Origin of the sequence: Faecalibacterium sp. AF27-11BH (assembly GCF_003603005.1) — a bacterium.
Classification (GTDB): Bacteria; Bacillota; Clostridia; order Oscillospirales; family Ruminococcaceae; genus Faecalibacterium; species Faecalibacterium taiwanense.
Genome location: NZ_QVGS01000015.1, coordinates 1 through 13,748 on the forward strand (window position 1 = coordinate 1; position 13,748 = coordinate 13,748).

The 13,748-nt window shown below is 59.6% G+C and carries 12 protein-coding genes and 1 tRNA gene; 12 read left to right on the plus strand and 1 reads right to left on the minus strand.

Going from position 1 to position 13,748, the window contains the following annotated elements:
- Positions 1–601 precede the first annotated feature (601 nt).
- Positions 602–677 (minus strand) — tRNA-Val (locus DWY76_RS12100).
- 232 nt (positions 678–909) lie between these two features.
- Between DWY76_RS12100 and ruvC the strand changes: the two genes are divergently transcribed.
- From ruvC to DWY76_RS12160, 12 genes are all read left to right on the plus strand, one after another.
- The gene (gene ruvC, locus DWY76_RS12105; RefSeq protein WP_005943476.1) at positions 910–1,422 is read left to right on the plus strand and encodes a crossover junction endodeoxyribonuclease RuvC; all 513 of its coding nucleotides are present in this window, start codon (positions 910–912) and stop codon (positions 1,420–1,422) included.
- A 107-nt stretch (positions 1,423–1,529) separates the two neighbouring features.
- A complete protein-coding gene (gene ruvA / locus DWY76_RS12110; protein WP_120081462.1) occupies positions 1,530–2,141 on the plus strand; it encodes a Holliday junction branch migration protein RuvA in 612 nt (203 codons plus the stop codon).
- Positions 2,142–2,144: 3 nt separating this feature from the next.
- The gene (gene ruvB, locus DWY76_RS12115; RefSeq protein WP_005943473.1) at positions 2,145–3,200 is read left to right on the plus strand and encodes a Holliday junction branch migration DNA helicase RuvB; all 1,056 of its coding nucleotides are present in this window, start codon (positions 2,145–2,147) and stop codon (positions 3,198–3,200) included.
- A gap of 157 nt (positions 3,201–3,357) precedes the next feature.
- Positions 3,358–4,713, plus strand: coding sequence for a phosphoglucosamine mutase (gene glmM, locus DWY76_RS12120; RefSeq protein WP_120081463.1), 1,356 nt, complete (start codon positions 3,358–3,360; stop codon positions 4,711–4,713).
- 29 nt (positions 4,714–4,742) lie between these two features.
- The gene (locus DWY76_RS12125) at positions 4,743–5,618 is read left to right on the plus strand and encodes a class I SAM-dependent methyltransferase (protein WP_097774246.1); all 876 of its coding nucleotides are present in this window, start codon (positions 4,743–4,745) and stop codon (positions 5,616–5,618) included.
- Between the two features lie 217 nt (positions 5,619–5,835).
- A complete protein-coding gene (locus DWY76_RS12130) occupies positions 5,836–6,675 on the plus strand; it encodes an energy-coupling factor transporter ATPase (protein WP_097776961.1) in 840 nt (279 codons plus the stop codon).
- Between the two features lie 15 nt (positions 6,676–6,690).
- The gene (locus tag DWY76_RS12135) at positions 6,691–7,611 is read left to right on the plus strand and encodes an energy-coupling factor transporter ATPase (protein ID WP_005943466.1); all 921 of its coding nucleotides are present in this window, start codon (positions 6,691–6,693) and stop codon (positions 7,609–7,611) included.
- Positions 7,605–8,420: an energy-coupling factor transporter transmembrane component T gene (locus DWY76_RS12140; protein ID WP_097774248.1), complete on the plus strand. Its 816-nt coding sequence runs from the start codon at positions 7,605–7,607 to the stop codon at positions 8,418–8,420. Before DWY76_RS12135 ends, DWY76_RS12140 begins: the two co-directional genes overlap by 7 nt.
- 103 nt (positions 8,421–8,523) lie before the next feature.
- Positions 8,524–9,273, plus strand: coding sequence for a tRNA pseudouridine(38-40) synthase TruA (gene truA, locus DWY76_RS12145; RefSeq protein ID WP_120081464.1), 750 nt, complete (start codon positions 8,524–8,526; stop codon positions 9,271–9,273).
- Between the two features lie 12 nt (positions 9,274–9,285).
- Positions 9,286–10,518, plus strand: coding sequence for a DUF5711 family protein (locus tag DWY76_RS12150; RefSeq protein ID WP_120081465.1), 1,233 nt, complete (start codon positions 9,286–9,288; stop codon positions 10,516–10,518).
- Between the two features lie 74 nt (positions 10,519–10,592).
- Positions 10,593–11,288 carry a hypothetical protein gene (locus DWY76_RS12155; protein ID WP_097774251.1) on the plus strand — a complete coding sequence of 232 codons (696 nt, stop codon included), beginning with the start codon at positions 10,593–10,595 and terminating at the stop codon, positions 11,286–11,288.
- Positions 11,289–11,312: 24 nt separating this feature from the next.
- Positions 11,313–13,622 carry an ATP-dependent Clp protease ATP-binding subunit gene (locus tag DWY76_RS12160; protein ID WP_120081466.1) on the plus strand — a complete coding sequence of 770 codons (2,310 nt, stop codon included), beginning with the start codon at positions 11,313–11,315 and terminating at the stop codon, positions 13,620–13,622.
- The last annotated feature ends 126 nt before the right edge of the window (positions 13,623–13,748 follow it).

The window sequence follows — 13,748 nt, forward strand, 5'->3', positions numbered from 1 at the left end:
TTTACAGACTGAATATCATTTATGCGGGGCAATCCCCAAAGATACATACCATTCGTAAATATGTTGATCCCAACAATCAAAACAGTCATAACTATCACTTCTATCAAAAATCGAATAAGACCTTTGAAAATCTTGTTCACCAACTTATCCTCCAATCTCGATTTCTCCTACTCCCTCAATTCCGATTTGTTGAACTAAGCCGAGTATATCATACTCTCCAATGAAAGAACACCCCGATATAGTGAAATTTTGCCGTTTTCCTGCGTACGTGCGTACACACTCCACAGGAATTCTAAGGGGCCTGCCCCTTAGCACACGGACTTTGGAACAAAGTCTAGTGTGTTACACATTGTCAGAGGTGTACAGGCTCCCGGTACGCACGTACGCAGCGATTACCCCCAAACGCGCCATATAGGGGGACGATCAAGTTCGCACAAAGCGACCTTGATCCCGCAAAACAAAAGGCAGGATACCATCACCACGATGATACCCTGCCTTTGCTCGTTTACCGTTCCGAGTAGTCCTTCCGCAGAACCTCCGATAAACAAAAAACGTACCCGAACCCTTTCTCGTAAAGAATCGGGTTCGAGTACGAACTGTATGGTGGACGGTACAGGACTCGAACCTGTGACCTCCTGCACGTCAAGCAGATGCTCTACCAGCTGAGCTAACCGTCCATATTCTGTTTTGCCGAAATCAGCTTGATTATATTACCATACCTTCTGCCAAAAAGCAAGTGCTTTTTCAAAAATTGTAAAACTTTTTTAAAGGCAGAGGCGCTGACTGCCCTTTTTACGCGCCAGCGCACATTTGGCGGCGGCAGGCGAAAGGTTTTCTGTTGCTCACACTGTTTTGTTGTGATATAATAATAAAGTTATAATAGGAATAGTATCGGAAGGTATTTGCAGCATGAGAGTTTTGGGCATCGACCCCGGCTACGCCATCGTGGGCTGGGGCGTGGTGGATTACGCAGGCAACCGGTTTGCGCCGGTGGATTTCGGTGCGGTGTGCACCGACGCGGGCGTGCCGTTCGAGCGCCGTCTGGACGAGGTGTATGCAGGCATCAAAGAGGTGATCGAGCGCACCCGGCCCGAGGTGCTTGCCATCGAAAAGCTGTTCTACCAGCACAATCAGACCACGGTCATCGGCGTGGCAGAAGCCCGCGGCGTGATCCTGCTGGCGGCAGCGCAGGCAGGCCTGCCCATCTACGAGTACACCCCCATGCAGGTAAAGCAGGCTGTTACCGGTTACGGCAAGGCCGTGAAAAAGCAGGTGCAGGAGATGACCCGCGTGCTGCTGCATCTGCCCGCCGTGCCAAAGCCGGACGATACCGCCGATGCGCTGGCAATGGCCATCACCTTCTGCCACACCAACGGCAACCAGCTCAACCGCTTTGTCCGCCGTGTGGCCGGGCCGATCTGACCCTCTCACCGGTTCCGTCCGCCTGCAGCGGCGCGGCACCGAAGCTCTCCCGAAGGGCGAGCTGAACAGAGGAAAATTGGCCGACACAGAAACTGAGAGGGCTTTAAATGATCTACTGTCTGACAGGAAAAATCGTCAAAAAAAGCATGAGTGCGGTGGTGCTCAGCTGCGGCGGTGTAGGCTACTATGCCCAGTGCCCGGCCAGCGTGGCCGGGGCCTTGCCCGGCGTGGGCAAGGAAGCCACCATTTATACCGTGATGAGCGTCACCGAGAACGACGTGAGCCTTTACGGCTTTGCCACCGAGGAGCAGCAGGCCTGCTTTGAGATGCTGACCGCCGTGTCCGGCGTGGGGCCTAAGGTGGGCCTTGCCATCCTGAGTGTGATGGAGCCGGACCGCGTGGCACTGGCGATCTCGGCGGGGGACCACAAGGCGTTCAAGGCGGCTTCCGGCGTGGGGCCGAAGCTTGCACAGCGCATCGTGCTGGAGCTGAAGGATAAGGTCGCCAAGGGCTTTGTGGATGGCATTTCGCTGGAAGATGTGGCAGGTGCTTCCGCCGACACACAGGCTTCTCAGGGCAGCAGTCAGGCCATTGCGGCGCTGGTGTCGCTGGGGTACAGCCAGAGCGAAGCAGCGCTTGCCGTTTCCAAGATCGACGCGGCATTGCCCGTGGAAGAGATCATCAAACTGGCCTTGCGCAGCATGGCAGGCAGGAGGTAAAGAATGCAGGACGAAACTGCGCTGTACGGCGCAAAAATGATGCAGCCCGGCATGACGGCGGCGGACAGCGAGGAAAACAACCTCCGCCCGCAGCATCTGGAAGACTATATCGGGCAGGAAAAGGTCAAGCAGAACCTGAAAATTTACTTGGAAGCTGCCAAGCGGCGCGGCGAACCGATGGACCACATCCTGCTCTACGGCCCGCCGGGCCTTGGCAAGACCACACTGGCAGGCATCATTGCCAACGAAATGGGCGTACAGATCCGTATTACCAGCGGCCCGGCCATTGAAAAGCCCGGCGACCTTGCCGCCCTGCTCACCAATCTGCAGGAGGGCGATGTACTGTTCATCGACGAGATCCACCGCCTGTCCCGTCAGGTGGAAGAGGTGCTGTATCCGGCACTGGAAGACTATGCGCTGGATATCATGATCGGCAAAGGCCCCAGCGCCCAGAGCATCCGCATCAACCTGCCGCGGTTCACGCTGGTGGGTGCCACCACCCGTGCAGGCCAGATCACCGGCCCTCTGCGCGACCGCTTTGGCGTGCTGCTCAAGCTGGAGCTGTACAGCCCGGATGAACTGAGCAAGATCATCCAGCGCTCGGCAGGCATCCTCGACCAGCCCATCACGCCGGAAGGTGCTTACGAGCTGGCCAAGCGCAGCCGCGGCACGCCCCGCGTGGCAAACCGCTTTTTGAAGCGCATCCGCGACTTTGCCACCGTGCTGGGCGACGGCATCATTGACCGGGATGTGGCCCTGATGGGCCTCAAGCGGATGGACGTGGACGCACTGGGTCTGGACGAACTGGACCGCAGTATGCTGCGTGCGATCATTGAAATGTACAACGGCGGCCCGGTGGGTCTGGAAACGCTGGCGGCGGCCCTCGGCGAGGAATCCGTCACGCTGGAAGACCTGTGTGAGCCGTATCTGATGCAGATGGGCTTTCTGACCCGGACGCCCCGGGGCCGCTGCGCAACGCGGCTGGCCTACGAACATCTGGGCCTGAAAGCGCCGGAGGCCGCTGCGCCCGAAGACAACGGGCAGCAGAGTTTGTTCTGACCCTCTCAGGCCGCTTCGCGTCCAGCTCTCCCGAAGGGAGAGCTTCATGAGCGAAAAACCAAAAGATGCCAAAAAGCTCCCCCTTTTGGGGGAGCTGGCAATGCCGCAAGGCATTGACTGAGAGGGTTCTTCTTTCTATAGAAAGTGGGGTATTATTATGGGAAAATATTTTGGAACCGATGGCGTGCGCGGTGTAGCGGGCGCAGACCTGACCTGTGAGCTGGCAATGAAGATCGGCCGCGGCGCTGCTGCGGTGCTGACCGGCAGCACCGGCCACCGTCCGCGCATCCTGATCGGCAAGGACACCCGCCAGTCCGGTGATATGCTGGAAGCAGCCCTGACCGCCGGTCTGTGCAGCGTGGGTGCGGATGTGGAAAGTCTGGGCGTTCTGCCAACGCCCGCTGTGGCCTATCTGGTGGGCAAGTACAATGCCGATGCCGGCATCGTGATCTCTGCCTCCCACAATCCGATGGAGTTCAACGGCATCAAGATCTTTGCCGGTACCGGCTATAAGCTGCCGGACGAGGTGGAGAACCAGATCGAAGCCTACATCGACAACGATTGCGCGGGCATTGAGCTGAAGACCGGTGCCGAGGTGGGCCGTGTGTACCGCCGCGATGACGGCCTGCAGGACTATGTGGATCACCTGTATGAGTCCATCCACGGCGACCTGACCGGCCTGAACATCTGCATCGACTGTGCAAACGGCGCTTCGGCTGCCGTGGCACAGAAGCTGTTCCCCCGTCTGGGCGCAAAGTGCACCTTTATCGGCATTGAGCCTGACGGCCAGAACATCAACAAGGGCGTGGGCAGTACCCATCTGGAAAATCTGGAAAAGGCCGTGGTGGAAGGCGGTTTTGACTGCGGCATTGCCTTTGACGGCGACGCCGACCGCTGCCTTGGCTGCGACGAAAAGGGTCAGGAGATGGACGGCGACAAGATCATTGCCCTGCTGGCCATGACCATGAAGGAAAAAGGCCGTCTGGACGGCGACACCGCCGTGGTTACGGTCATGTCCAATCTGGGCTTCATCAAATATATGGAGAGTCAGGGCATCAATACCGAAAAGACCGCCGTGGGCGACCGCTACGTGCTGGAAAACATGCGCGAGAACGGCTTTGCCATCGGCGGCGAGCAGAGCGGCCATGTCATCCTGCTGCACCATGCCACCACCGGCGACGGTGAGCTGACCGCCGGCAAGCTGCTCAAGCTGCTGGCTGAAAGCGGCAAGAAGATGAGCGAGCTGAACGGCATCTACGCCCAGTACCCGCAGGTGCTGGTGAATGTGACCGCCAACGCCGCCCAGAAAAAAGCCTACAAAGAGGACGAAGTTCTGGCCGGTTTCATTGAGAACGAGCAGCAGAAGCTCATGGGCATGGGCCGCGTGCTGGTGCGGGTGTCCGGCACCGAGCCGAAGATCCGCGTGATGGTGGAGGGCCAGGATCTGGACGCCATCCACCGCTGCGCCGACCGCATCGTGGATAAGATCAACAAGCGCATTCTGGGCCAGTAAGAAACGGATAAAAGAGAAGGGAGGACGCTATGCGCCCTGCAGATACCTGGAAAGACTATGAACTGCTGGATGCCACCGACGGCAACCGTCTGGAGCGCTGGGGTGAGACCATCCTCATCCGCCCGGACCCGCAGGTGGTGTGGAAAACGCCCAAGCAGAGCCCGCTGTGGGCAAAGGCAGATGCTGTTTATCACCGCTCCAATCAGGGCGGCGGCGAGTGGGAGTACAAGCGCCGTCTGCCCGAAAAGTGGAAGATCAGCTGCGGCGAGGGCGAGGATAAGCTCACCCTCATCGTCAGCCCCACCGGCTTCAAGCACACCGGCGTGTTCCCGGAGCAGGCTGTCAACTGGGCATGGTACGCCAAAAAGATCCGTGCCGCAGGCCGCCCGGTAAAGGTGCTGAACCTGTTCGGCTACACCGGCGGTGCCACGCTGGCCTGTGCGGCGGCAGGTGCCACCGTCTGCCATGTGGATGCCTCCAAGGGCATCGTGGCGTGGGGCAAGGACAATGCTGCGGCAAGCGGCCTTGCCGACCGGCCCATCCGCTGGCTGGTGGACGACTGTGCCAAGTTCGTTGCCCGCGAAAAGCGCCGCGGCAACACCTACGACGGCATCATCATGGACCCGCCCAGCTACGGGCGCGGCCCCGGCGGTGAGATCTGGAAGCTGGAGGACTGCATCTACGACCTCATCAGCCAGTGCGAAGAGGTGCTGAGCGATACACCGCTGTTTTTTGCAGTGAACAGCTACACTACAGGCCTGTCCCCGGCGGTCATGGAATATATGCTCAAGACCACGCTGGTGCCCCGCTTTGGCGGCGAGACCTCCTGCGACGAGATCGGCCTGCCGGTCTCTGCCACCGGCGGCGTGGTGCCCTGCGGCGCAACCGCCATCTGGGAAGAATAAATAAGCCGAAACGATTGAAATGGCCTCCGCTTTGCTCTGGCCATATTCAGCGGAAAATAGATTTTTAATTTTGCGTTTGTCGCGGCCTGCGGGCCGCTCCAAACGCATTTTCACGGGAGGGGCCGCCCAAAGGCAGCCTTCCTGAAAAAATGAAGAAGATCCAAGGATGGGGTACAGCCTCTTTCAGAGGGGCGCACCACCAGAAAGAGAAACACAAATGGAAGAGACGATTTTAACAGCACAAAATCTGAAATTCCGCTACGACAGCGACCAGCCGGTTTACGCACTGGACGGTGTCTCAACGGAAGTAAAGCGCGGCGAATTCGTGGCCGTGCTGGGTGCCAACGGCTGCGGCAAGTCCACGCTGGCAAAGCACTTCAACGCTATCCTGCTGCCGGAGAGCGGCAAGGTCTACGTGGAGGGCATGGACACCGCAGACGACGACAAGCTCTATGATATCCGCCAGACCGTGGGCATGGTGTTCCAGAACCCGGACAATCAGATCGTTGCCACCGTGGTGGAGGAAGACGTTGCCTTTGCACTGGAAAACCTCGGTGTGCCGCCGGAGGAGATGCGCCGCCGCGTGGACGACTCCATGAAGATGGCCGGCATCTATGAGTACCGCGAGCGCGCACCCCACAACCTTTCCGGCGGCCAGAAGCAGCGCGTTGCCATTGCAGGCGTGGTTGCCATGCGGCCAGACTGCCTGATATTAGACGAAGCCACCGCCATGCTGGACCCCCGGGGCCGTGAGCAGGTGATGCAGACCATCCACTACCTGAACAGGAATATGGGCATCACCGTGGTGTCCATCACCCACTACATGGAGGAAGCTGCGCAGGCAGACCGTGTGCTGGTGATGAGCAAGGGCCATGTGGTGATGGAGGGCACCCCCAAAGAGGTGTTCAGCCAGACCGAGAAGGTGCGCTCCCTGCATCTGGATGTGCCGCAGGCCGCAGAGCTGCGGGACGAGCTGGTGAAGGCCGGCATCCCGATGCCGGAGGGCATCATCGACACCGGCGAATGCGCACAGGCTCTGTACGAGCTTTTGCAGTAAGGGGGGCAGACGCAAATGGCAGATATCATCAAAGTAGAACATCTGAGCTACGTCTACAACCCCGGCATGCCCAATGCAGTCACTGCGCTGGACGACGTGAGCTTTACGGTGGAAGAGGGCGACTTTGTGGGCATCATCGGGGCCACCGGCTCCGGCAAGAGCACCCTCATCACCCATATGAACGGCCTGAACAAGCCTACCAGCGGCAAAATTTATATCGATGGCCGCGACCTGTGGGAAGATCCGGAGAAGATCCGAGACTTCCGCTTCCTCACCGGTCTGGTGTTCCAGTACCCGGAGTACCAGCTGTTTGAGGAGACCTGTTATAAAGATATCGCGTTCGGCCCCAAGAACATGGGTCTGGACGAAGCCGAGATCGACCGCCGCGTGCATGAAGCCGCCGATTTCGTTGGCCTTGACCCGGCCCTGCTGGAGCGCAGTCCCTTTGAGCTTTCCGGCGGCCAGAAGCGCCGGGTGGCCGTGGCGGGCGTTATGGCCATGAAGCCCCGCATTCTGGTGCTGGACGAGCCTGCTGCGGGCCTTGACCCGGAGGGACGGGACGACATCCTCAGCGAGGTGAAGGAGTACCACAAAAAGACCGGCACCACTGTGCTGCTGGTGTCCCACAGCATGGAGGACATTGCCAAGTACGCCAACCGCGTTCTGGTGATGAGCAACAAGAAAATTGCCATGTACGACACCGTGGAAAAAGTCTTTGCCCGCGCTCCGGAGCTGCTGGAGCTGGGGCTTTCCGTGCCGCAGGTGACGAAGATCTTCCTCAAGCTGCGGGAGATGGGTGTGGATGTGCCCGCTGATGTGTACACCATCCCCTATGCGGTCAAGATGATCCTGGAGGCCAAGCGCCGCCGGGAGGCAGGCGAGAGCCTTGTGCTCCCGCGGGAAGCAAAGAAGGAAGGAGGCGCTGCCGGATGCTGAGAGATATCACCATTGGCCAGCACTTCCCGGGCGACAGTCTGGTGCACCGGTTCGACCCGCGCCTGAAACTGGTGCTGACCATCGCCTATATCGTGCTGCTGTTTGCAGCTTCCAATCCGCTGGGCCTTGCCCTTTCCATTCTGTTCCTTGCAGCAATGTACAAGGTGGCAAAAATTCCCGGCAAAATGATTCTGAAGAGCCTGAAGCCCATCCTGCCCATCGTGATCTTCACAGCGGTGCTGAACCTGTTCTTTGTGTCGGGCGAGGGCGAACCGCTGGTGCACATCTGGTTTTTGACCATTTATGCCGAGGGTGTGCGCTATGCTGTGCTGATGGCAGTGCGCGTCATGGCGCTCATCGCGGGCACCAGCCTGCTCACCTACACCACCAGCCCCATTGTGCTCACGGATGCCATCGAGCAGCTGCTGAAGCCCTTGGGCAAACTGCACTTCCCGGTGCACGAGCTGGCGATGATGATGAGCATTGCCCTGCGGTTCATCCCTACCCTCATTGAGGAGACGGACAAAATTATGAACGCCCAGAAGGCCCGCGGTGCCCAGCTGGATACCGGCAAGATGACCGACCGGGTAAAAGCCTTGGTGCCGGTGCTCATCCCGCTGTTCATTTCGGCCTTCCGCCGCGCGGACGAGCTGGCCATGGCCATGGAATGCCGCTGCTACCGGGGCGGCGACGGCCGCACCCGCCTGAAGGTGCTGCGCTGCGAAAAGCAGGATTATATCGACCTTGCCGTGTGCATCGCCTGCTTTGCAGTGATCCTTGCCTCCCGGCTGGTGTTCCCGAATTTTTAAAACTCCCCCAGTCGCCTTCGGCGACAGCCCCCTCGAGGAGGGGGCCTTATAGCCTCCCTCTTTGAGGGAGGTGGCACGGCAAAGCCGTGACGGAAGGAGTTCCATGCAGAACTTTTTACTTACCCTTGCCTACGACGGCACGAACTACTGCGGCTTTCAGGTGCAGCCTAATGGCCGCAGCGTGGCCCAAACCTTTCAGGATGCGCTGCAGGCCGTGCTGGGCAGCCGCCCCGATATCAAGGGCTGCAGCCGCACCGATGCAGGGGTGCACGCGCTGGGCTTCAAGCTCAACTTCCACGCCGATACCCGCATCCCGGCGGCAAAGCTCCCGCTGGCGCTCAACCAACATCTGCCGCCGGACATCCGGGTGCTGGACGCGCAGGTGGTGTCGGAGGACTTCCACGCCCGGTACGCGGCCCATACCAAAACCTACCTCTACCGCATCCACAACCACCCCATCGACTCGCCTTTTGACGCGGCTTATTACACCCGGGTGCCCCGGCATCTGGACGAAGCCAGAATGCAGGCGGCGGCGCAGCAGTTCGTGGGCAGGCACGATTTTCTGGCCCTGTGCGCGGCGGGCTCTTCCGCTGCAGCCCATGGCGATACCGTGCGCACCATCACGGACTGTCATGTTACCCGCAAGGGGGACGAGATCGACATTGAAGTGACCGCCGACGGCTACCTGTACAACATGGTGCGCATTCTGGCAGGCACTTTGTGCGAAGCGGGCGCAGGCCGGCTGGACCCGGCGGAAATTCCCGCCATTCTGGAAAGCCGTGACCGCAGCCGCGCCGGGCCGACCCTGCCCGCCAAGGGCCTGTTTTTGAAGTGTGTGGAGTATGATCTGTAAGGAGAACCATTCATGAGCAAAATTCGCCGCGGCGGACATTCCGCCGAAGGGGAGACGCTTTCTGCCGGACGCGTCGAATATCTGGAAGCCGCCCGGGCCCGGGTGCGCACACGGCGCATCCGCCGCACCGTCGTCATCGTAGCGGTGCTGACCATCCTTGTCCTGTTTGCCACCGGCGCAGTGGGGTCTTCCATTGCGCGCGCAAAAGACCTTGTGGATACTGCCGTCATCGCGCTGGCACCAGCCGCAGGCTGGCCGCAGCAGACCGGCATCACCGACCCGGATGCGGTGGCGCAGATGTCTGGCAGCTTTGTGGAGATGGGCGGCGACAGCTGCGTGGTATACAGTCTTGGCGGCACCCGCCTGAACAGCATCCAGAGCGGCTATGCCCGCCCGGCCATTGCTGCAGGCAAGACCCGCTTTGTGCTGTACAACCGCTCCGGCAATGAGCTTCGGGTGGAAAGCCGCACCCAGAACCTTTATACAAAAACCATGGACAGCACCATCTCGCTGTGCGCCGTGGCAGATGCCGGACAGGTGGCTGTTGTGACCGACAGCATCGACAGCGTGGCAAAGCTGACCGTTTACAATTCCAGTATGCAGCAGCAGCTGGTGTGGAACCTGACCAGTGAGCAGGGCACCCCGCTGCGCATGGCCTTTGCGCCGGACAGCCGCCGCCTTGCCGTGGCCGCTGTATCGGCGGTGGGCGGCCAGCTGACCACGAACCTTTATGTACTGCCCCTCTCGCAGGGCGACCCGGTATGCCTTGGCTCCGAGAACAGTGTGCCCCAGTGGATGGGCTGGATGTCCAACGGCTTTTTGCTGGTGCTTTATGAGAACCGCGCCGTGCTGTACAACACGAGCGGCGGCAGCGCAGGCGAACGCGCCAGCTACGATTTTGGCGGCGGCACCCTCGTCAGCGTGTCCAACACCAGTAACGGTGCGGCCCTGCTGCTGAGCAATGGCCAGACCAGCACGGCGGTGCTGCTGGACGGGGAGCTGACCGTGGGTTACAGCGGCAGCGTGCTCTCGGCCAGCCAGATCATCCGGGCAAAGAACGACGGCTTCTATCTGCTCACCGATAGCACGGTGGAACGCTTCAACAATGTGGGCGAGTTCCAGTGGAGCCAGCCGCTTTCGGCCCGGCCCCGGGCACTGATCGAGGGCAAGCAGATCATGGTGCTCAGCGGCAACACGGTGCAGGCGGTCACACCGCCGGAGCAGACAGCTTCCAGTGGACAGTGATTTTTGGGTGAGAAGATCATGCGTAAATAGCACTCTTGCGGGGAAAGTGATAAAAATAACAGGGAAAACAAGGTATGTTCAAGAATCCGTCATTTCTTTTTGATATCATATGCACGGCAGCATGGATCATTCTGGTGGTGCGCTATGCGCGCAAGGGCTTTCTTTCGTCCATTGTGCAGCTGGTGGGCAACCTGTTCAGTCTGCTGGGGGCCAAGGAGCTTTCCGCTGCCTGCGCCGGCTGGGTGTTCGAGCACATGCTGGCAGGCGGCTTCCGCACCCAGATCGCAGCAAATATTGCTGCGGGCGGTGCGGTAGACCTTTCCGGCATTGCGGAAAAGTATGCGGGCTTCCTGCCTGCTTCTTTCCGCGCTTCCATCGTGGCAGCCTGCGAGCGCTCCATTGGCGCTGTGCTGGCCGATAACGCGGTGGTGCTGGCCGATTCCATTGTGGAAAACGTGCTGCAGCCGCTGCTCACACCGGTGATCACGCTGGTGCTGTTCTTCTTGTTCTACGCGCTTTTGCGCCTGCTGGTCAGTATGCTGGTCACGGTGCTGGGCCTTGTGAACAAGCTGCCGGTCATTGGCACGGTAAACCGCGGCCTTGGCTGGCTTGTGGGCGGTGCCACGGCGCTGCTGGATATCTATTTGGTGCTGTGCATCCTGTGGGGCATCATCGTCATCACAGGCGGCAACCTGAATGTGCTCAACGATACGGTGATGAGCAGCAGTCTTTACTACAAAATCTTCAATCTCTTCAACCCTTTCCTGTAAAGGGTTTTGCATAAAGGAGGAACTATGGTCTGTATTCGATGCCAGAAACGTCCGGCGATCATCTTCATCCAGCGGATGGACAATGGTCAGATGAAGCAGGAGGGCTACTGCCTGCACTGCGCCCGTGAGCTGCACATCAAGCCGGTGGACGATCTGATGAAGCAGTTCGGCATGTCGGATCAGGATCTTGATAACATGGAGAACCGCATGGAAAGCATGATGGAGGAGATGGGCGATGCAAACCCGCTCTCCATGATGATGAACATGGCGAACGGCGGCGAGGATGCTGACCCGGACAGCATGGACGAAGATCTGATCCCCGGCAGCAATGCCACCTTCCCACTGGGCTTTACCAGCAGCGAGAAGAAAGATGGCGACAAAAAGGCCGACCGCAAAAACGGCAAAAAGCCGCCTAAGCGCAAATTTCTGGATACCTATTGCGAGAATCTGACCCGCAAGGCCCGGGAAGGCAAACTGGACGATATCATTGGCCGCGACCGCGAAATTTACCGCACCATCCAGATTTTGAGCCGCCGCCAGAAGAACAACCCCTGCCTCATCGGCGAAGCCGGCGTGGGCAAGACCGCCATTGCCGAGGGCATTGCGGAGCGCATTGCCAAGGGGAATGTGCCCATCGGCCTGAAGGATAAGGAGATCTATTTGCTGGACCTCACCAGCCTTGTGGCAGGCACCCAGTTCCGCGGCCAGTTCGAGCAGCGGGTCAAGGGCCTGCTGAGCGAAGTGAAGGCCGCAGGCAACGTGATCCTGTTCATCGACGAGATCCACACCATCACCTCTGCCGGTGAGAGCGAGGGTGCCATGAACGCGGGCAATATCCTGAAGCCCGCCCTCTCCCGTGGTGAAATTCAGGTCATCGGTGCCACCACCTTCAACGAGTACCGCAAGTATATCGAGAAGGATCAGGCGCTGGAACGCCGTTTCCAGCCCGTGCGGGTGGAAGAACCCAGCGTGGCCGATACCCTTGCTGTGATGAACGGCATCAAGCACTACTACGAGCAGCACCATCATGTGCAGGTGCCTGCCGATGTGCTTTCTGCCACTGTCACCCTGAGTGAGCGCTATATCACCGACCGTTATCTGCCCGATAAGGCCATCGACCTGCTGGACGAAGCCTGCGCCTGCTGCAATCTGGCCCACCCGGTCATTTCCGAGTATCTTGGGATGCAGAAGGAGCTGGATGCCCTCAAGCAGGAAGAAGCCGAGATGGAGAATGCGGATGTGAACGAGCCCATCGACTACGAGCGTGTGGCCGAGCGCAAGACCCGCATTGCAAAGCTCGAAGCCGACCTGCCCGCAAAGCAGGCTGCTGCCAGCGAGATTCAGGTGACCATGGACGATGTGGCCAAGGTCATCGAGCTGTGGACCGGCATTCCGGCGGTCAAAATTCGGGAGACCGAGTTCGCAAAGCTGGCAAACCTTGAGGGCGAGCTGAAAAAGAAGATCATCGGGCAGGACGAAGCCGTGCATCTGGTGGCGCAGGCCATCAAGCGCAGCCGCGCTGACCTTTCCGGCCGCCGCCGTCCCGCAAGCTTCATCTTTGTGGGCCCCACCGGCGTGGGCAAGACCGAGCTGGTCAAGCAGCTGGCAAATCAGCTGTTCGACGGCCCCGACCCGCTCATTCGTCTGGACATGAGCGAATATATGGAAAAATACGCAGTGTCCCGCATGATCGGTTCGCCTCCGGGCTATGTGGGCTACGAGGAAGCCGGTCAGCTCACCGAGAAGGTGCGCCGCCGCCCCTACAGCGTGGTGCTGTTCGATGAGATCGAAAAGGCGCACCCGGATGTCATGAACATTCTGCTGCAGATTCTGGACGAGGGCAAGATCAACGATGCGCAGGGCCGCACGGTGGACTTCTCCAACACGGTCATCTGCATGACCTCCAACGCCGGCAGCAGCGACCAGAGCACCGGCGGGCTTGGTTTCAACAAGAGCGAGGAACAGCTCAGCGAGGAAAAGACCCGCAAGGCGCTGGCCCAGTTCCTGCGCCCGGAGTTCCTTGGCCGCGTGGATGAAGTGATCGCCTTCAAGCCGCTGAGCCAGCAGACGCTGGAGGGCATCGCGGCCCTGATGCTGGACGAGTACAAGCCCGGCATGGAGGCCAAGGGCATCGCCTACAGCTACACCCCGGCAGCCCTCAAGGCTCTGGTGCAAAAGAGTCAGGGCGGCAAGTTTGGTGCGCGCGATTTGCGCCGCGTGATCCGCAAGGCCGTGGAAGACCCCGCCGCCGAGCGCCTGATCGACGGCAGCCTTGCTTCCGGCGGCACCCTTGTGGTGGATGCCGATGAAAACGGCGAGATCATCTTGAAGTAAACAAAGAGAAAGCCCCTGCATCCGTTTTTGGAATGCAGGGGCTTTTCCGCTGTTCAGTGCTGTACGGCAAACTGGAACTTGTCGGGGCGAGGCCCCTCCATCTTGCTGCCGCAAGACCGTTCGGTC

What these genes read in the sequence shown, in the direction of transcription:
- DWY76_RS12140 (WP_097774248.1), top strand. Translation starts at nt 7,605, where the DNA reads ATGCTGAGAGATATCACCATTGGCCAGCACTTCCCGGGCGACAGTCTG.
- glmM (WP_120081463.1), top strand. Translation starts at nt 3,358, where the DNA reads ATGGGAAAATATTTTGGAACCGATGGCGTGCGCGGTGTAGCGGGCGCA.
- DWY76_RS12150 (WP_120081465.1), top strand. Translation starts at nt 9,286, where the DNA reads ATGAGCAAAATTCGCCGCGGCGGACATTCCGCCGAAGGGGAGACGCTT.
- DWY76_RS12135 (WP_005943466.1), top strand. Translation starts at nt 6,691, where the DNA reads ATGGCAGATATCATCAAAGTAGAACATCTGAGCTACGTCTACAACCCC.
- DWY76_RS12155 (WP_097774251.1), top strand. Translation starts at nt 10,593, where the DNA reads ATGTTCAAGAATCCGTCATTTCTTTTTGATATCATATGCACGGCAGCA.
- DWY76_RS12160 (WP_120081466.1), top strand. Translation starts at nt 11,313, where the DNA reads ATGGTCTGTATTCGATGCCAGAAACGTCCGGCGATCATCTTCATCCAG.
- ruvA (WP_120081462.1), top strand. Translation starts at nt 1,530, where the DNA reads ATGATCTACTGTCTGACAGGAAAAATCGTCAAAAAAAGCATGAGTGCG.
- ruvC (WP_005943476.1), top strand. Translation starts at nt 910, where the DNA reads ATGAGAGTTTTGGGCATCGACCCCGGCTACGCCATCGTGGGCTGGGGC.
- DWY76_RS12125 (WP_097774246.1), top strand. Translation starts at nt 4,743, where the DNA reads ATGCGCCCTGCAGATACCTGGAAAGACTATGAACTGCTGGATGCCACC.
- ruvB (WP_005943473.1), top strand. Translation starts at nt 2,145, where the DNA reads ATGCAGGACGAAACTGCGCTGTACGGCGCAAAAATGATGCAGCCCGGC.
- truA (WP_120081464.1), top strand. Translation starts at nt 8,524, where the DNA reads ATGCAGAACTTTTTACTTACCCTTGCCTACGACGGCACGAACTACTGC.
- DWY76_RS12130 (WP_097776961.1), top strand. Translation starts at nt 5,836, where the DNA reads ATGGAAGAGACGATTTTAACAGCACAAAATCTGAAATTCCGCTACGAC.